Origin of the sequence: Rhodococcus sp. AG1013, assembly GCF_003350365.1 — a bacterium.
In the GTDB taxonomy this organism is placed as follows: domain Bacteria; phylum Actinomycetota; class Actinomycetes; order Mycobacteriales; family Mycobacteriaceae; genus Prescottella.
Genome location: NZ_QQAT01000003.1, coordinates 438,090 through 458,663, shown reverse-complemented (window position 1 = coordinate 458,663; position 20,574 = coordinate 438,090). Strand labels below are relative to the sequence as shown.

General features: G+C 70.5%; 6 protein-coding genes. All 6 read right to left on the bottom strand.

Features of this window, described 5'->3' with window-relative positions; genetic code table 11:
• Positions 1-91: 91 nt before the first annotated feature.
• Complete coding sequence (locus DEU38_RS07015) at positions 92-1,039, bottom strand: hypothetical protein (protein ID WP_147283477.1); 948 nt, start codon at positions 1,037-1,039, stop codon at positions 92-94.
• A 508-nt stretch (positions 1,040-1,547) separates the two neighbouring features.
• Positions 1,548-1,949, bottom strand: coding sequence for a DUF1801 domain-containing protein (locus DEU38_RS07010; RefSeq protein ID WP_114719370.1), 402 nt, complete (start codon positions 1,947-1,949; stop codon positions 1,548-1,550).
• Between the two features lie 96 nt (positions 1,950-2,045).
• Positions 2,046-2,660 (bottom strand): hypothetical protein, encoded by a 615-nt coding sequence (locus DEU38_RS07005; protein ID WP_114719368.1) that lies wholly within the window; start codon positions 2,658-2,660, stop codon positions 2,046-2,048.
• Between the two features lie 11 nt (positions 2,661-2,671).
• The gene (locus tag DEU38_RS07000; RefSeq protein ID WP_114719366.1) at positions 2,672-3,418 is read right to left on the bottom strand and encodes a Mut7-C RNAse domain-containing protein; all 747 of its coding nucleotides are present in this window, start codon (positions 3,416-3,418) and stop codon (positions 2,672-2,674) included.
• A 61-nt stretch (positions 3,419-3,479) separates the two neighbouring features.
• On the bottom strand, positions 3,480-3,863 hold the full coding sequence (locus DEU38_RS06995) for a VOC family protein (protein ID WP_181818689.1): 384 nt from the start codon (positions 3,861-3,863) through the stop codon (positions 3,480-3,482).
• 102 nt (positions 3,864-3,965) lie between these two features.
• Positions 3,966-20,342, bottom strand: coding sequence for an amino acid adenylation domain-containing protein (locus DEU38_RS06990; RefSeq protein WP_258557665.1), 16,377 nt, complete (start codon positions 20,340-20,342; stop codon positions 3,966-3,968).
• Positions 20,343-20,574 lie beyond the last annotated feature (232 nt).

Genomic DNA, 20,574 nt, shown 5'->3' with positions numbered 1-20,574 from the left:
TCGACCCCCACGCCGGCCACATCCTCACCAACCGAGGGACGCCGACCACTTGGAGTGAACTCACGACAAGTCGTGTGTCACTACATACCGTCTAGTCCGCGGTCTCGGTTGGTGGGTGCACGGTCCGCGGGCGTGTGGGGTCGACGGTGATGGCAGCGACGATGTCGGCGTTGATCGGGTCGGTGTAGGGATTCGGCGTCGCGTCGTGGACGACGCCGATTCTGCTCGGGCCGGACAGGTCGACTGTCGAGGCGTCACCTGTCTGTCGGTTGATCCGTCGTAGTTCCTCCGGGCCGGCAACGCTCCATTTGGTTCCGCCGGTATCGAGCGCCACGTCGGCTCTGGTCGCCGCTCTACTGACCGTGCGCTCCAATTCAGGATGGGTGACGGGCGTCAGGCGGCGGTTCGTCTCGTCGAGAACTTGGAGACGATGAAGGTCGGGTCGGGTGCGTATGGCTCCGTGTCGTCGATCGCTGGACAACCAGCCCCTCGTCTGACCTACGACGTAGAGCTTGTGCAGGTGGACGGCAGTGACCCTGCCGCCTTCGGTGGTGTAGCGATCGAGGTTCAGTCCGCCATCGTCGGTGAGGGTGCAGCGGTGGATGTCGTGCGGGGAGGTGATCCAGCAGCCGTCATCGCCGTCGGCGTGTACTCGTCGCGTCCACTTTTCGTCCGGGACCTCGAGAGGCAGGGGCAAGGTGTATCGCACGATGTTCGGCGGACCCCCAATCGATGTGTCCACCCGAAGGAGTATCGGATCGGACGCGTGCATGACCCAAACGATGTTGTCGTGGACGGCGATCGCACCGGCATTGAAGGCTGGTTTGCAGTCCGGCCTGGCATTCAGGTCCAGTTCGACGAGGACGCCGGCCGCGACGAAGTCGCCGTCCTGGGCCGAATCGGTCGGCCACCAGTCGACGTCGGTTGGGAATGTGCCCTTTTCCGACAATCGGTCCGTACCAGGGACCTGAGCCCAGCCATTGTCGAGTGGCCGAACTCGCCGCTCGACGAGGTGGATTCGACGCACGCGGCCGTGCACTCGGCCCGGCCTGTCGGTTCCGCTCCCCATCTCGAGGTCTGCGCTGAAGATCCCGGTGAGGGTTACCGGTCCGCGGACGGCACGGTCGGTCCACCATTGACTGCTCCACCCATCGCCGTAGACGAGATGCAGCCAACGAAGTCCACCATCACGGTCGGTCCACGGTGCTCGGCCGTACGCCGGACGAGCGATCGCCGTTCGTGTTTCGTCGCACATCGAGGGGGCTTCTTCGACTGAAGTGAATCCCAATGACACGTCGACGAAGTCGCCGACCGCAGCGCGGGGAAACGACCCATCGCCGATGAGCCATCCGGGGACGAGTACACGCAAGGTTCGAGGACGTTGAATTGCCTCGTGCACTTGGTAGTTCATGTCGTTCCCGACGCACTAGGAGTCCGCGCGGCGAAGCGTGCGGGCGTCGGGTCACCGTGCCTGACGATACAGCCATCGACCCGACTGTGTCGCATCCGGCTCCCGCCACCGTTCCAAGTTAGGGACCGGGTCGCGCCTAGGACATGTTCAGCTCCGCCGCGGCGCGCACGAGCGCCGTGAAGGCCTTGTCGTCGATGCTGTCGCCTTCGTGGAAATCGATGGCACGCCTGGTGTTGCCTTCGAGGCTGGAGTTGAACAGGCCCGCTGGGTCGTCCAACGAGGCGCCCTTGGCGAAGGTCACCTTCACGATCTTCTTGTAGGTCTCTCCCGTGCAGATCATGCCGGCGTGCGACCACACCGGGACGCCTCTCCACTTCCATTCCTCGACCACATCGGGGTCGGCCTCCTTGACGAGACTCCGGATCCGGGCGAGCATCTCGCCCCGCCAATCGCCCAGCTCGTCGATTCTCGCGTCGATCAGCGGAGAGGGATTGTCTTGTCCTGCACCTGTACCGGAGCCGCTTTTCGCTTGGTTCATGGTTGCCAGTCGCTCTCTTCGCCGTGGTGGTCTCTCGCCGATCACTCGAGTATCCGCGCCGGCCGTCGTGAATGCATCGCGAATCGTGTCGGCGCGTCAGTCCAGCAGGTCGGCGGCGTTCTTCTCGAACCAGTCCTGCGGATGCACCGACCTCGTTCGATCGAGAGTCCCGTGGGTGCGTTCGATGACGGGCCGGAAGCGGCGGGCCGGAACGTCGAGGTGGATCCAGTCGAAGGCGCGCAGCGTCGGATGGGCGAGGATGCGGTCGACGTCCTCGTCGGACACCGGAACGTCCTTGACGATCAACAGTTCCTCGAGGTTCGGTGCTTCCAGTACGGGGGCGAGTGACGAGAGGTTCTTCATCATGCCGAGCTCGACGCGGCGCAGATTCGTCATGTTCGCGAAGGACGGCAATCTCCCCACCCGTGATTGCGCGTACAGGCTCAGCAGACGCAGTCCTTCGCACTCCGGCAGCGCATCCATCTCGGTTATCCCGCGCACGCTACTCATGTGCAGGTAGACCAGCTGATCACAGCCGTGAACGGCATCAGCGTTCGTCCCTGTCCCGCCGCGGATGTCGAGCCATCGAAGCCCTCGAAGCCGGCTGTAGAAGTCCGCAGGTGTGCGCACCGCGTTCGCCCTGATCCGACGCACCCCGCGATGCACCGCGATATCGGATTCCGACAACGTCACGCGCTCGAGCATCAGCATGACTTCGGATGCTAGAACCACACCCCGATCTCTGCCAGTCGCGCCCGCAGACGCGCGAGATGCCCACCCGGCCAGTACAACTGTCCGCAGTCGTGGCAGCGGCTGAAGCGTTTCTGCTCCCGCAGTACCCCGCCGGGCACACGGCCTCGCGCCAGCGCGGGAGTCGCCGGTCCGATCAACCCGTTGCAGCGGGCGCACCGCGTGAGCGGCGCGATGCGCCCCTGCAGCCGGAACCGGTCGAGTACCTCACGCAGTTGCCGCCGCGAATCGGTCTCGTGCAGGAATCCGCCGTGCACGAGTGCGGCCCGCCTGAGTAGACCGACGTCCCGGGTCAGCAGGATTCGATCTTCCGTGCGGGACAGCGCAAGAAGCTCGTCGTCGTCGCTGTCGTTCCGGTAACGGGTGTCGAAGCCGAGCAGTCGCAGGTAGCGCGCGAGGTGACCGAGGTGCACGTCGAGCACGAATCGCGGCTGCTGCAGCGGCGGGCGCAGCGGCGCGATCCCCGGCAATTCCAGCGACTGGAACGCCGGATACACCGCGACCCGTTCCCCACCGGCGAGACGGTGGTCGAATCCCACGGGGCTGCCGTCGACGAGGATCAGATCGACCTCGGTGTGCGGGACGCCGAGTGATTCGATCCGGTCCTTGACCGACGGCGTCCCGTCGAAGGCGTGCTCGAAGCTCCGCTTGCGTTGCGCGGGCGCCAGAAAATCGTCCAGCTCCCCGTAGAAGCGGAACTCGCACCGACGTCGATCCATCACCAGACACCGCACGGAACGGGGCGTCGTTCGCCCGCCTACCCTCGCCGCACCCGACCGCCTAGCGGCCGGAACCGTACGGGCGGGTGATGATCTCGAGGTTGTGTCCTGCCGGGTCGTGGAAGTAGACGCCGCGGCCACCGTCGTTCCGGTTGAACGCGCCCGGCCGAGACTTGTGCGGATCGGCCCAGTGCTCCATCCCCCGTTCTACGATCAGGCCGTAGATGCGGTCGAAGTCCTCCTCGCTCACGAGGAACGCGTAGTGCTGCGGCAGGACGTCGATCGGCGGATCCGCGAAGTCCAGAGTGACTCCGTTCTCCAGTTGCACTGCCAGGAACGGACCGGCCGGAACCGGATCCGGCAGGCCGAAGAGCGAGGTGAGAAAGAACGCGGACACGTGCTTGTCCTGCGCGAAAACGATGGTGTGGTTGAGCGAGATGGCCATGGATGACCCCTTGTGATACGACGCCTCCATGCCTGACGCAGTCCGTCACCGGCACGCGACGCTGCGCACCATCAAAGCACCGATCGCGGTTGCCCCGCAAGATCATCGGAGATCGCCGTCCAGGCAGGCACCGACGATCGGCCCGATCTCCGCGAGCGCCTCGGGCGTGGTGAGCCGGTTGTGCGTGTGACCGACCGGGTAGACCCGGACGGCACCGGTCACGAAGCGATCCCACGGCGTCTCTTGCCGTGCCGATCCGCCGTCGGCGGCGACGTAGACGAGGTCGCCGTCGAACACCGCCGGCCGGTAATTCTGTCCCAGCCCGACGGTGTGGACGTAGTCGTCGTAGAGCCGGCGCAGGTCGTCGGCGGTCAACGACGCGTACGGTCCGCCGCTCTCGTGCAGCAGTTGCGCGGCGCGCTCCGGGGTGAGCTCGCCATCGCCGCCGGCGGGCTCGTCGACGCCCGCGAACTCGGCGAACAGCATGCCCAGCGTCGGTGTCCGGGACGCCTCGGGAACCGAGTCGGAGGTCTGGGTGTCCAGCATGATCAGCGTCCCGACGTCCTCGCCGAGTTCGCGCAGTCGCACCGCCATCGCGTGGGCGATCGCACCGCCGACGGAGTACCCGAGCAGGTGGTATGGACCGTGGGGGCGCACCCGACGAATCAGCTCGACATACTCGCCCGCCAGTTCCTCCATCGACCCGGGATCGTGCCCGACATCGACCGTGCCGGGCGACTGCAGGCCGTACACCGGACGCGCTGTCGGCACGTACGGAACGAGTCCCGTGTAACACCCCACCAATCCGATCGCCGGATGCACACAGAACAGCGGGGCGCCGCCTTCCCCGGCCCGCATTCTCAAAAGGTTGCCCATACGGTCCGGGGTCCCGGCGTCACCCGCGGTTCGCCGCGCGATCACCGCCGGCGTCGGGTCACCGAACACCCACTGCATCGGCAGTGCCCGACCGAGTCGCGACTGCACCTCGGCGACCACCCGCACGGCGCTCAGCGAATTGCCGCCGAGCTCGAAGAAGTTGTCGTCGATGCCGACCCGCTCGGCGCCGAGGACGTCGGCGAACACCTCGCACAGCACCCGCTCGACGTCGGTGCGCGGCGGCCGGTACTCCCCCGCCGTGAACACCGGCGCGGGCAGCGCGGCGCGGTCGAGCTTGCCGTTCGAGTTCATCGGCACCTCGTCGAGGATCGTGATCGCCGACGGCACCATGTACGCCGGCAACGATGTCGCCGCGAACTTCCGCAGCGCAGCGCCGTCGACGACACCGTCCGGGGTGAGCCGGACGTACGACACCAGCACCGTCTCGCCGTTGGGCGCATCGTGGCCGAGGGACGCGGCGAACTCGACGTCCGAGTGCGCGGTGAGGGCGGCGTCGACGTCCCCGATCTCGATGCGCAGGCCGCGGATCTTGATCTGGAAGTCGGTGCGCCCCACGTACTGCAGGCCGCGCCCGCCGCACCGGCGCACCAGGTCCCCGGAGCGGTACATCCGCGACCCGGCGCCGTCGAACGGGTTCGCGACGAACCTCTCCGACGTGAGCGCCGGCTGCCCCCGATAGCCCCGGGCCAGGCACGAGCCGAACAGGTACAGCTCGCCCTCGCCGCCGTCGGGCACCGGACGCATCCAGCAGTCCAGGACGACGGCGCCGACACCGGACCGGGGCACCGGTCCCCCCATCGTGATCGGCGCCCCGGGCTCGAGGGACTCGCTGGTCGTCACACACACCGTGCACTCGGTGGGCCCGTACGCGTTGAGCAGGCGCGTGCGGTGCGCCCACGCGTCGACCAGTTCCGCGCCGAACAGCTCGCCGCCCACCTCGATCACCTGGACGTCGGGCAGCGATCCCGGTTCGATCGTCCCGCACACCGCGGGGGTGACCAGCAGATGCGTGATCCGCTCCTCCCGCGCGTAGGTCGCGAGTTCGGCGCCCGCGTACACGTCGGGCGGTGCCACCACCAACGTCGCGCCGACGCCGAACGCGAGCATCAGTTCCAGGACCGAGACGTCGAAGCTCGGGGAACACACGTGGAGGATCCGCGATTCCGCGCTCGCCCCTTGATGTTCCACCTGTGCGGCGGTCAGGTGTGGCAGACCGGCGTGCGTCACCACGACGCCCTTGGGCGCGCCGGTGGATCCGGACGTGTAGATGAGGTAGGCGGGATCGGCCATCCGGATCGGGTGGGTGCGTTCGTCGTCGCGGATCGGCGGTGCCGGATGGTGTTCCAGGTCGAGGCCGTCCAGCGGCAACCAGTCGAGTCCGCCCGGCAGCACGTGGGCAGCGGTCGCGGTCAACCCCACCCGGGCGCCGCAGTCCCCGAGCATGTACTCGATGCGTCCCGGCGGCAGCTTCGGATCGATCGGTACGGGCGCCGCACCGCTCTTCGCGACCGCCCACGTGGCCGTCACCGACTCCGCCGAGCGCGGCACCGCGACCGGCACGAAGTCCTCCGGGCCCACACCCCGGTCGAGCAGCACCCGCGCCAACCGGGTGGAACGCTCGTCGAGTTCACGATAGGTGGTATCGATTCCGTTCCAGCGCAGCGCGATCGCGTCGGGATCGCGCGCTACCGCGTCCTCGAGAATCTGCGGCCAGGTCCGCGGCGGGACCGACGCCGACTCCGCCACGTCGACGAGTTCGGCGCGCCGCTCGTCGCCGAGCAGATCGATGCGTCCCACCGGCGTATCGGGGCGGTGCGCCACGGTCTCCACGACTCGACCCAGCCGCTGCGCGAGATCCGCGACGTCGACCGGCGCGAGCGCCTCCGGCGAGTACCGCAGGCGCATCCGCAGTCTCGTGTCCTCGAACGCCATCAGCGACAGCGGGTAGTGCGTCGAGTCGTTGCCGACCACTCCGGTCACACGCAGTCCGGTGCGTTCGGTGAGGCGCGCGAGCGCGCCGGGATTCATCGGGTACGACTCGAACACCATCGCGGTGTCGAACAGTCCGCCGAAGCCGGCCGCCTGCTGAATCGCGGTGAGACCGCGGTACTCGTGCGGCATGAGCGCGGTCCGTTCCCGCTGCAGCCGCGCCAGCAACTGGCGCACGGTCTCGTCCGGATCGAGCCGCACCCGCACCGGCACCGTGTTGATGAACAGACCCACCATCGCCTCGGCGCCGGCGATCATGGGCGGTCGACCGGAGACCGTGGTGCCGAACACGACATCGGTCCCGGCGCTCATTTCGCCGAGAAGGATTCCCCACGCCACCTGCAGCACCGTGTTGACGGTCACGCCCGCCGCCTCCGACGTGCGCACGAGCGCCTCGGCCGTCGGATCATCCAACGGCACGGTCTCACTCGCGCTCGCCGACAGCTGCCGACCGACCGCGTGGGGGGCCGCGAGTGTGGGGCCGGGCAGCCCCGACAGTGCCCTCGCCCAGGCCCGTCCCGCGGCGCCGACGTCACGGGAGACCAGCCACGCGAGGTAGTCCCGGTACGGCGGGGCCGTCCGGTCGAGCGGTGCGCCCCCGGTGGCGTACAGGTCGAACAGATCGGCCACGAGCAGCGGCGCGGACCAGCCGTCCAGGACGATGTGATGGTTGGTGATCACCAGTCGGTGGGTTCGCTCGCCGACGTCGATCAGCAGGAAGCGGATCAGCGGGGCGCCGCGCATGTCGAAGTGGTTGCCGCGGTCACGGTCGATCACGGTGTCGCTGTCCGCGCGGGTGGCGACGGTGATCGCCGACCAGTCGACGGGGACGTGGTCGAGCAGCACCTGCACGACGCTGCCGTCGTCGTGGTTGTCGAACACCGTCCGCAGGCTCGCGTGCCGGTCCATCAGCGCCTGCGCCGCGGCGGCCATCCGGCGTTCGTCCAGGTCACCGTCGAGGTCCAGGACGAGCTGGACGTGGTAGGCGTCGACGGCCTCCTGCGCGAGCAGCGCGTGGAAGAGCAGCCCCTCCTGCAGCGGTGTCGGTGGCCACACGTCGACGACACCGCCGTGCGAGCGCTCCCAGCGGGCGATCTCCGCCCGCGTCGCGGGAACCAGGTCCAGGTCCGACGGGGTCAGGCCCCCGCACGACGGGTCGCTCAGGTGCGCGGCGAGGTCGCGGATTCCGTTCTCCCACAACGTCACGAACTCGCGCGTCGCGTCCGCGCCGAGCACGCCGCACGCGTACCGGATCTTCGCGGTCAGCTGCGGCCCCGCCGGACCGTCGGCGATATAGGCGTCGACCGCGAGCGTGGTCGGCACCGGGCCGTCGCTGCCGGAGTCGGACGCGGAGTCCGCACCGACCGCCGTGACCCCGCCCGCGGACGCGTCCCCCGACAGCCGTCCCAGGTAGTTGACGGAGATCTGCGGCGTCGCGAGAGCGGCGAGGGTGGGACCGGTATCGGGATTGAGATACCGCAGCAGCCCGTAGCCGATGCCGTGTCCGGGGACCGCGCGCACCTGCTCCTTGACGGTTCGCAGCGCCTCCCCGAGGTCGGCCGGGTCCACGTCGGTCAGGTCGAGCCGGATCGGGTACGCCGTGGTGAACCACCCGACAGTGCGTGACAGATCGACCCCGGGAACCGCGTCCTCGTCCCTCCCGTGGCCTTCGACGGACACGACGGCGCGCACCCAACGGCCGACCCCGCCCCACCGGTTCCACCGCGCCGCCGCGATCGCCGTCGCGCACAGCACGGCATCGGCCGGCGTCGCCCGATACGCCTCGGGCAGGCGCTCCAGGAGCTGACGGGTGACCTCGACCGAGTGGCGCACGTCGAGTTCGCCGACGGCGGTATCGGCGGCCGGATCGAACCGATGGTCCCCGAGCACCGGATCCGGCGGGACGAGCATGTCCGTCCACCAGTCCATCTCGGCAACTCGTTCCGGTGCGGTGGCCGACGCCGCGAGTTCGTGCGCCCACGTCCTCATCGACGTACCGACCGGGGGCAACTGGGGTGTCCGACCGCTGCGGATCTGCTCCGACGCCGACACGAGGTCGGGCAGCAGGATCCGCCACGACACCCCGTCGACCACCAGGTGGTGGATTGCGACCGACAGTCGGCCCGCCCGGTCCGGGCCCGCGTCGCACCACACCGCCTGCACCATCATCCCGTTCGACGGGTCGAGCCGACCGACCGCCGCGGTCCGTTCCCGCGCCGCCACCGCGTCGACGGCACCGTCGTCGGCCGCATCGGAACAGTCCACGCGGCGCAGGCACTCGCCGGCCGCCACCGCGCCCGGTTCGGGGATCTCGAGGTGCAGATCGGTGCCGGCGCCGACGCGACGGGCCCGCAGCATGTCGTGACGGTCGAGCACCTCCTGGAAGGCGCCGGCGAGGTCGGCGGCGGACAGTTCCGCCGGGACCGCGACCGTCACCGACTGCGAGAAGTGGTCCCAGTTTCCGCCGCGCTCGGCCAGCCAACGGACGATCGGTGTCGGCTCGACCGGCCCGATGCCGCCGCCGTCGATCTCCCCCAGCACCGGGTGTCCGCCCGCCTCGACCCCGGCCCGGATCACCGCGGCCAGGCCCGCGACCGTCGGGTGTTCGAAGACGTCCTGGGGGGTGAGCCCGAACCCGCTCTCGCGGGCCCGCGACACCAGCGAGATGACCGTGATCGAGTCACCGCCGAGCACGAAGAACGAGTCGTCCGCCGCGACCTCCGGCACCCCGAGTGCCTGCGCGAACAGCCCGGCGAGCGCTTCCTCGACCGCGCCGGCCGCGCGGCGGCCACCCCCGGCGAACGCCGCGAAGTCCGGTTCGGGCAGCGCCTTCCGATCGATCTTGCCGTTGACCGTGACCGGGAGATCGTCGAGCACCGTCACCGCCGCGGGCACCATGTAGGACGGCAGCAGCGCCTCGACCTGCCGACGAACCTCGACCGGGTCGAGCGTGCGGCCCGGAGTGGGGACCACGTATCCGATCAGCCGATCGCCGCCGCCATCGACGCTGCCACCGGCCCCGCGTTGCGCCACGACCACGGCCCGGGCCACCCCCTCGCACCGCAGCAGGGCGGACTCGAGCTCGCCGAGTTCGACGCGGAAGCCGCGCACCTGGACCTGGAAGTCGGTGCGTCCCAGGAACTCCAGTTGCCCGTCGCCGCCGCGACGGCCGAGGTCCCCGGTCCGGTACATCCGCCGCCCGCCGCCGCGGCCGTCCGCGACGAACCGTGCCGCCGTCAACCCCGGGCGTCCGACGTAGCCGCGCGCCACGGCCTCACCGGAGAGGTAGATCTCGCCCACCACGCCGTCCGGGACCGGATGCAGCCGTGCGTCGAGCACGTGCAGGCCGACCCCCGGGATACCCCGGCCGATCACGGTGCCGGGGATGCCGGCCAGGCCGCCGCGCTCGAGCGCGGCGGCGCTGTCGATGACCGTGGCCTCGGTGACCCCGTACATCTCGAACACCCGACCGGCGTCGTCCGGGCGGCGGGCATACCAGCGGGACACCTGCTCGAGGGCGAGCTCCTCGCCGCCGACGAACACGTAACGCAGGGGCAGATCGGCCGTGTCGCGGTCCACCAGCTGGTAGAACGACGCGGGGGTCTGATTGAGCACCGTGATCCGTTCGCGGCGCAGCAGGTCGACGAAGTCCGCCGGGGTCCTCGCCGTCAGCGGGTCCACGAGCACGGCCGTCGCACCGGTCGACAGCGGACCCCACACCTCCCACACCGCGACGTCGAAGGCGAACGAGTGGAAGATCGTCCATGCGTCCGACGAGCAGAGGTCGAACAACGTCGTCGCGTTCACGAGAAGGGCGACCGCGCTGCGGTGCGTCACCTGCACGCCTTTCGGCCGTCCCGTCGATCCCGAGGTGTAGATGACGTACGCGGCGTTGTCCGGGCGCAGCGCCGCGACGCGATCGACGTCGGACAGCGGCGCCGGCGAGAGTCGTTCGAGTTCGGCACGGGTCGCGTCGTCGTCGAGCAGCAGCATCGGGGCGGACACTGCACCGAGCGCGGCGGCCGAGTCGGTAGTGGCCACCACGCACGTGGGCTCCGCGTCACCGAGCACCAGCGCGATCCGCTCCGCGGGCGAACCCGTGTCGACGGGCAGGTAGGCCGCGCCCGCCGCGATGGTCGCGACGATCGCCACCATCATGTCCGTCGACCGCGGAAGCGCGAGGGCCACCACGGTTTCCGGCCCCGCGCCACGATCCACGAGGAGCCGCGCGAGCCGGTTCGCGGATGCCGCGAGGTCCCCGTAGCTGAGCCGGGTGTCACCCGACACCACGGCCGTCGCGTCCGGGTGCTCGGCCGCGGCGGCGGCGAACACGTCGGCGAGCGTGTCCGACGCGGGCGGGGTGCCGCCGATGACCGCCGACACGATCGCGGTCCGCTCGCCGGAGGTGAGCAGGTCGACGTCGCCGACCGGGTGGTACGGGTCCACCGCGGCGGCGTCGAGGATCCGGTGCAGGCGCTCGGTGAACCCTCGGACGGTGCCGAGGTCCCACAGGTCGGTGGCGTAGGTGACGTCGAATCGCATGCCGTCGGGGGCGCCGTCCGAACCGAACGACTCCGACACGCTCAGCTGCAGATCGAACTTCGAGACCCCGAGGTCCCGCTCGACCGGTTCGACGTCCAGGCCCGGCAGCCGCAGGTAGTCGGACATGTCGGTGCGGTACTCGACGAGCACCTGGAACAGCGGCGCATACGACGTCGACCGGGTCGGGGCCAACTCGTCGACGAGCCGCTCGAACGGCAGGTCGGTGCGCGCGAAGGCGCCGAGGTCCACCTCACGCACCGCGGCGAGCACGTCGGCGAATCCGGCGCCGGTGTCGATCGGAGTCCGCAGCACGAGGGTCCCGACGAACATGCCGACCACGTCGTCCAGCCCGGCCTCTCCCCGGCCCGAGACCGGGGTGCCGATCACGATGTCGGCGGTGCTCGACAGGCGCGCGACGAGTACCGCGAGGGCGGCGTGGGCGACCATGAACATCGTCGAACTGCCCCGGTGCGCAAGGTCGGCCAGGGCAGCGTGCGTCCGCCGGTCGACATCGAAACCGACGACGGCACCGCGCAGCGACTGCCGCGCTGGGCGCGGCCGGTCGGTGGGCAGCGGGACCAGGTCGGGGATGCCGTCGAGCGTCCGGCGCCAGTAGTCGAGTTGCCGCGCATAGCGCGACGTCGGATCGTCGGGCGACCCGAGCAGGTCACGCTGCCACAGGGCGTAGTCGACGTACTGCACGGCCGGCGGCGGCCAGTCGGGCGTCGCCCCGCGTCGACGCGCTTCGTACGCGCGCATCACGTCCTTGCCCAGCGCCGTCATCGAGAAACCGTCGGCACTGATGTGATGCGCCACCACGGCCAGCACGTGCTCGGACCCGGACACCCGCACCAACTCGGCCCGCAGCGGCACCCGATCGCTGACGTCGAAGCCGGTCGACGCGAGCCGCAGCAGGTGCGCGTCGAGGTCGGCGCGCAGCACCGCCAGCACCTCCGGTTCGGGGACCTCGCCGATGTCGACGATCCGCTGCGTCGGCACGCCACCGACCAGCGGGTACATCGTGCGCAGACTCGAATGGCGGCACACGACGTCCCGGACGGCGGCGGCGAGCGCCCGCTCGTCGAGGTCACCGCGCAGGCGCACCGCCATCACGATGTTGTAGGCCGGCGACGACGTGTCCAGTTGGTTGATCGACCACATCCGCAGCTGCGCCGACGACAGCGGCAGCACCTCGGGCCATTCGTACGGCCGCAGCACCGGTCGGTGCTCGGCGCCCGCGCCGCCGTGTTCCACCCGCGCGGCGAGCCCGCGCACCGTGCGGGCCTCGAAGATCGCGCGGACATCGAGGTCGGCGTCGAGCGCGGCATTGAGTCGGCCGGTGACCCGGGTGGCCATCAACGAGTTGCCACCGAGGTCGAAGAAGCTGTCGTCCAAGCCGATTCGGTCGATCCCCAGCACGGCCCGCAGGTGCGCGGCGACGATCGTCTCGATCGGGGTGAGGACCGCGGCGCTCGTGGCATCGACGAGGCGCGGGAAGTCCGGGGCGGGCAGCGCCTTCTGGTCGAGCTTGCCGGCCGGGGTCAGCGGCACCTCCGCGATCGGCACGATCAGCGCCGGAACCATGTGCGCCGGCAACCGGCCCGCGAGGTGGCGGACCAGTTCGTCGGGGTCGACGGCGGGGTCGTCGCCGGAGCGGACGTACGACACGAGGACGGTCTCCCCGGACGGCGCGGTCCGGCCGAGGGTCGCGGCGAACTCCACCGCCGGATGCTCGGCGAGGGCCGTGTCGATCTCGCCGAGTTCGATGCGGAATCCGCGCACCTTGACCTGCAGGTCGCTGCGACCGAGGTACTCGAGTGCGAGGTCGGGGCCGTCCTGCCGCCAGCGGACGATGTCGCCCGTCCGGTAGAGGCGGTCACCGGGCATGGTGCCCTCGTCCTCGTCCGTGGGGTCGTCGGTCGCCGCCACGAACGGGCTGGCGACGAACCGTTCCGCGGTGAGACCGGGGCGCAGGTGGTAACCACGCGCGATCGCCGGACCGCCCAGGTACAGCTCGCCGGGGACGCCGATCGGGACCGGCTGCAGGCGCGCGTCGAGCACCAGTTCCACGAAACCGAGGGTCGGGCCACCGATGGTGACCGGGTCGTCCGGGGCCAACGGACCGGCGATGTTCGACATGATGGTGCCCTCGGTGGGCCCGTAGGCGTTGAACATGTCGCGTCCGGACGCCCACCGGCCGATCAGTTCGGGCGGGCACGGCTCCCCCGCCACCGCGAGGGAGCGCAGTGCATCGAGCCCTTCGGGATCGAACGACCCGAGGACACTCGGGGTGAAGAATGCGTGTGTGTCCTGCCCGGCGGCCAGCTGCCGGGCCAGATCCTGGCCGCCGTAGACGTCGGGCGGGGCGATCACCAGGTGCGCGCCCGACCCGAACGCCATCAGCAGCTCGAACACGGACGCGTCGAAGCTCGGCGACGTGAACTGGGAGACCCTCGAATGGGAGGTGACGGTGAGGCTTTCGCGCTCCTGGACCACGAGGTTCGCGAGACCGCGGTGGGTGAGCACGACACCTTTCGGCACGCCGGTCGAGCCGGACGTGTAGATCAGGTAGGCCGGGTTGTCGATCCGCAGGGGCGCCGCGCGGTCCGCGTCGGTGACCGGATCGGCCGGGTACCGCTTCAACCGGTCCCGGTAGTCGTCGGAGTCGATCTCCCGCCACCCGATCCGCCCGGACAACCGCGGGCGCCGGTCGTGCACGGTCAGCCCCGCCGCCGCTCCCGAGTCGCAGAGCATGTGGTCGATCCGCTCCGGCGGATAGGTGGGGTCGACGGGGACGAACGCCGCCCCGGCCTTCGCGACCGCCCACACCGACTCGACGAATTCGATGGACCGGGTCAACCCCAGCGCGACAACGCTTTCCGGTCCGACGCCGTCGTCGATGAGCAACCGGGCCATGCGCGAGGATCGGGCGTCGAGGTCGGTGTAGGAGACGGTGCGATCCCCGCACGACAGCGCGGGCGCGTCCGGATCGATCGTTGCCGCGTCGGTGAGGATCCGCGCCAGCGTCCGGTGACGGTCACCGCGGCGGCCGAGCACGGGTGCGAGACGGTGGTAGTCGGCGTCGGACAGCAGTCGCAGCCGGGCCAACGTCTGCTCCGTGTCGTCGGCGAACGCATGCAGCACCCGCTCGAGCCGATCGGCCACCGCGTCGACCTCGACCGCGTCGAAGAGGTCGGGCGCGTAGTCGATCCGGATCTCCAGCCCACCGTCCACCGACGCCGCGAGCGCGAACGGATAATGGGTGGCGTCCCGGACGGCGACGTCGGTCACCCGCATCCCGGCGAAGTCGGTGTCCGCGGTCAGGCCGGCCCGGTCGACCGGGTACGACTCGAAGACGGTGATGGTGTCGAACAGGGCGGCCGCACCGGTCGCACGTTCGATGTCGGCGAGCCCGACGTGCTCGTGATCGAGCAGCGACGTCTGCTCGGCGTGCGCGCGGTCGAGGAGTTCGCCGAGCGTCTCGGCGGGATGCAGGCGCACCCGCACCGGAATCGTGTTGATGAACAGGCCGATCATCGACTCGATACCGTCGATCTGCGGCGGCCGCCCCGACACGATCGCGCCGAAGACGACGTCGTCACGCCCTGTCCACGCCCCCAACACGATTCCCCACGCCGCCCGCACGATGGTGCTGAGGGTGACACCGCGCTCGCGGGCGACCGCCTCGAGTCGGGCCGTCGCCTCCTCGGTGAGGATCAGCCGCTCCGCCCGTGGCACCGTGGGCAACTGCCGACCACGTTCGAGCGGTCCGAGCAGCGTCGGCTCGTCGACCCCTGCCAACGCGTCGACCCAGCGCTCCGTCGACGCCGCGAGGTCGACACTGCCCAGCCAGGACAGGTACTCCCGGAACGACGGCGGCACCGGGACGGCCCCCGGGTCGGGTGCGACGTACGCCTCGAGAAACTCGCGCACCAGCAGGGGCACCGACCAGCCGTCGAGCAGGATGTGGTGGTACGTCAGCACCAGACGGTGCGTGTCGGCGCCGGTGCGGATCAGCAGCCCCCGGAGCAGCGGCGACACGCTCATGTCGAAACGTCGGGCCCGATCGTCGGCCAGGACCTGCTCGGCGGCTTCGGGGTTCTCGAGATCGGCTACCGCCCACGGCAGCTCGACGCGCTCCGGCACCAGCTGCACGGGGTCGCCGTCCGGCCCGGTGGCGTACGAGACTCGAAGGATCGCATGACGATCCAGAAGAGCCTGGACGGCGCGGCGGACCCGGTCGGCATCGACCGATCCGCCCAGCACGATCTCGAGCTGCACCAAGTACGGGTCGTGCTCGTCGCCCGTCAGCTCCGTCTGGAACAACAGCCCGGCCTGCAGCGGCGACAGCGGCCACACGTCGGCGAGCCCCGCCTGCGCCTCCTCGAGACGTTCGACGGTCCCCTGGTCGAGGTGCACGAGCGGCAGATCCGACGGAGTGAGGCCGCCGGCACCGGGCCGGACGGCGGCCGACGCAAGTGCGCGGCACGCCGATCGCCACAGCTCGGCCAGGTCCTGGACGTCCCGGTGATCGAGCACGCCGCCCGGGTACGCCAGTGTCGCCCGCAACGTCGGGCCCCGCTCGCTGTCGACGGTGATCAGGTTGATGTCGAGGGCGGCGGTGGCCGGCATGTCCGGTTCGACCGAGGAACCCAGGTCCCCGAGTTCGTCGACCGGGAGCCAGTCCCCACCCACGCCGTGCGGCGCCACGGCCATCCGCCCGAGGTAATTGATGCTGGTCTGCGGGGTCGGCAACCCGTCGAGGGGTCCGGGGGTGCCGTCGACGCGGGCGCCCAGGTAACGCAGTACGCCGTAACCGATTCCGTGATCGGGCGCCCCACGCAACTGTTCCTTGACGAGTTTGAGCGCCTCACCCGCGACCGGCCCCCCGGCGAAGGCGGCGTCGAGATCGATTCCCGCCAGGTCGAGCCGCACCGGGTGGGTCGTCGTGAACCACCCGACGGTCCGCGACAGGTCCGCGCCCGACACCACCTGGTCCTCGCGGCCGTGTGCCTCGATCGTGAGCAACGTCGACAAGTCGGACGCGGTGCCACGCCGGTGGCGCCAGGTCGTCAGCGCCAGGACCAGCGCGGTGACGACGGCGTCGTCGACACTCCCGTGCACGCTCTCCGGTACCGCGGTGGACAGTGCCGCGGTCACGGCCTGTGGGAGGTCGACGGCGACGGTCTCGACCGTGTCGGCCACGTCGAGGCGCGGATCCAACGGGCGGCTGCCGAGCAACGGGTCGGGGCCCGCGAGCACGCCTCGCCAGTAGTCGATCTCGGCGGCGTGATCGCCACGTGCACGCTCGTCGAGTGCGTGCGCCCACGTCCGCATCGACGTCCCCACCGCCGGCAGTCGCACCGTCCGACCGGCCCGCGCCTGCCCCCACGCGGAGGCCAGGTCCGGCAGCAGGATTCGCCACGACACACCGTCGACCACCAGGTGGTGGGCCACCAGCACCAGCCGACCCGGCCGACCCGGGCCCGCGTCGCACCACACCACCTGCAGCATCCGGCCGGCCGTCGGGTCGAGCCGATCGACCGCCTCGGTGCGCGCGACGACCAGTGCCGCGACGAAGTCGTCCGTGCCGGGATCCGCGGCCACCGGGATCCTGTGCACGACGTCGCCCGCGGCGACGGCCCCGGGCGGCGGGACCTCGAAGGCGGCGATGTCGATGTCGATGCCACCGACGTATCTGGCGCGGAGCATGTCGTGGTGGTCGAGGACGGCCTGTACCGCGGTCCGCAGATCACCGCCGTCCAGCCCGATCGGCAGGACCACGCACACCGACTGCGACAGCCGGGTCCAGGACCCTCCGCGGTCGACGAGCCAGCGCACGATCGGTGTCGCCGCCACCGATCCGACACCGCCGCCCGACAGTTCCTCGAGCGCGGGAGCGCGCGCGGCGGTGTCGGTGGCCACGGACGCCAGCCCCGCGACCGACAGCCGCTCGAAGACGTCTCGCGGGGTCAACGCGAGACCGGCGGTACGCGCGCGGGACGCCAACTGGATCGCCATGATCGAGTCGCCGCCCAGCGCGAAGAACGAGTCCTCGGCGCCCACGGATTCGAGCCCGAGGACCTCGGCGAACAGCCCGGCCAACTTCTCCTCGGTGACCCCGGCCGGCGCCCGGCCGACCCCCGACGAGGAACCGAAGTCCGGTTCCGGCAACGCCTTCCGGTCCACTTTCCCGTTCACGGTCAGCGGCAGCCGCTCGAGAACCGTCACCGCCGCCGGCACCATGTAGGGCGCGAGCGTGCCGGTCACCTGCTCCCGCACCGCCGCCGGTCCCACCACCGCACCCGATTCCGGGACGACATACGCGACCAGTCGCACGGGCTCTCCCGGCGCGGCGCGTCGAGGCACCACCACCGCGTGGGCGACACCGGGGCACTCCACGAGCGCCGCCTCGATCTCGCCGGGCTCCACGCGGAAACCACGCACCTGGACCTGGAAGTCGCTGCGCCCCAGGAACACCAGCCTTCCCTCGTCGTCGAGACGGGCGAGGTCCCCCGACCGGTACATCCGGCTGCCGTCGCCGGAGAACGGATCGACGACGAATCGCTCGGCGGTGAGCCCGGGGTGGCCGCCGTAGCCGCGGGCCACCTGCACACCACCCGCATAGATCTCCCCGACGACACCGACCGGGACGGGACGCAGGCGACGGTCGAGCAGATACAGTCTCACGCCGGGAAGCCCCCGGCCGACGACGTTGCCGCCGCCCGACGCAGCCAGCGCCGACGTCATGGGCATCGAACTGAGGAAGACCGTGGTCTCGGTGATGCCGTACACGCTGACCAGGGCGGACCGGTCCCCGGCATGGCGGTCGAGCCAGGGCACGAGGCGCCGCTGGTCGTACTCGTCGCCCCCGACGAAGACCCGGCGCAGGTCGGGCAGTGGTGCGGGGGCATCCTGCTCGACCTCGGCCAACTGCAGGAACGCGGCGGGTGTCTGGTTCACCACGCTCACGCGCTCACGTCGGAGCAGATCGAGGAACGCGTCCGGGGTTCGCACGGTGTCCCGATCGACCACCACGAGTGTTCCGCCGATGGTCAGCGGCCCCCAGATCTCCCATACCGAGAAGTCGAACGCGAAGGAATGGAACATCGTCCACACGTCGGCCGCGGTGTTGTCGAACTCGAGGTTCGCATTGGCGAGCAGCGCCGCGGCACTGCGATGACTCACCTGCACGCCCTTGGGCCGGCCGGTCGAGCCCGACGTGTAGATCGAGTACGCCAGGTGGTCCGGCCGCAGCGGCCGGATCCGTTCCCCCGCGGTCACCGGCGCGGTCGGCAACCGCGCCAGCTCGGCGCGTGTCGCGCGCGTGTCCAGGGCGACGACGGGGGCGTCCAGCCCGTCCAGTCCGTCCAGTTCCTCTGCGAGCGCGGCGGTCGTCAGCACACATGTCACCCGCGCGTCCGCCAGCACGTAGTCGCGGCGTGCACGGGGCGATGACGCCTCGATCGGCACGTACGACCCGCCTGCGGTCAGGACCGCGAGCAGCGCGACGATGAGCTCGGCGGACCGGTCCGACACCACCGCCACCCGCGACTCCGGCCCCACTCCGAGCGTGATGAGTTCGCGTGCAAGCTGATTCGCCTCGCCACACAGCTCGCGGTACGTCAGCTCGGTGTCGCCGAACACCACCGCGGCCCGATCCGGGCCCAGCTCCGCGGAGTGGGCCACCAGCTCCGGCAACGTCCCGCCGCCCGACACTCCGGGAGTGTTCCACGCCGCCAGCAGCGCGGCGGTCTCCGCATCGTCGACGATCGGGAGCTCGCCGACGGGGGCCTCGGGAGCGGCGGTCGCCAGCGCGCGCAGCAACCTGGTGAACCGGTCGTAGTGCCGGCCGAGTGTGGCGTCGTCGTACAGGTCGGGATTGGCCTTGAAGTCCAGGCGGATCGGGCCGGAGGTGCCGTACCGGTAGACATTGACCAGCAGGTCCTCGATCGGACCGGACGAGAGCACCTCGAGCGAGGTCCGGGTGTCACCGAGGCGCAGCTCGGTCGGGAACATCATCAGGTTGAGCAGCGGACCCGAGAACCCGCGGCCGGACCCGTGCTCCCCGCGGTCCCGGCGCAGATCCTCGTGCCGGTAGCGCTGATGGCGCAGCGCGCCGGACAGGGCCGCCGCGACGGCCGCCACCAGTTCCGAGACCGTGGTGCCGGTACCCACCGAGACCCGCAGCGGCACCACGTTCGCGAGCGTCCCGCCGGATCGCCGCAGCACCGCAGTCGTCCGGGACGAGACCGGCAGGCTCAGCACGATGTCGGACGCGCCGATGTGGCGTGCGGTGTAGGCGACGATCGCCGACGCGACCAACACCGGGAGCGTGACCCCGTATCGATCCTGCGCGGCTGCAAGAGCGTGGGCGACCGCGGGTTCGATCTCGGTGCCGACGTCCCGGCTGTGGGCCCGCGCCGGCGCGGCGTGCTCGGCGAGGCTGCACCGCTCCGGCATCCCTGCGGTCCGCTCACGCCAGTAGTCGCGATCCGACTCCCACCGCGTCGACCCGACGTACTTTGCCTCGGCGGCGTGGACCTTCTCGAGACCGTCGGCCGTGTTCGGTGGTGGCTCGCGGCGCTCGACTGCCGCGTTGTAGAGATCGGCCATCCGATAGACCAGCGTCGCCGCGCCGACACCGTCGAGCACGATGTGGTGCGCACGTGAGTACCAGAAGTAGCGGTCGTCGGCGATCCGCAGGAGCGCAGAGACCGCCAGACGGTCCCGGAACAGATCGATCGGCGTGCCGATGTCCGAGCGCATCCATTCGCGCGCCGCCGCCTCCGGGTCGGGTTCACCCCGCAGGTCCACCAGCCAGGTTCCGGTGTCGACGTCGGGATCGACGATCTGTTGCGGCCGGGAATCGTGCGGAACCAGACGAATCAGACCCGAACCGAATTCGCGGGCCGCTTCGGAAGCGGCCCGCGAGAGCAGTGGGACGTCGAGCCGTCCTCGGATGTCGATGAACTGGGCGACCGCCATCGGCACGCCGGGGTCGAGTTGTTGTGCGAGCCACTGGCCCATCTGTGCGGGCGTCAGAGGCATCGGATCCGGACACCCTGCGCCGAACCTGTACGCCCCCATGCGATCACCGGCGTCCGTCGCGCCGGGCGCCGTGTCGACTCGAAATGGAAGCTCCATCAGCAGGATTGCGGCTTCACACGGACCGAGAGGTCCGGTTGTCGGGCTCCGGACCCGACGCCGTCACCTCAGCCGGTGCCGGGTGAGCCGATCGTCCGCGCCCGAACGCCGAGTGCGCTCGCCGACGCGGGATTTG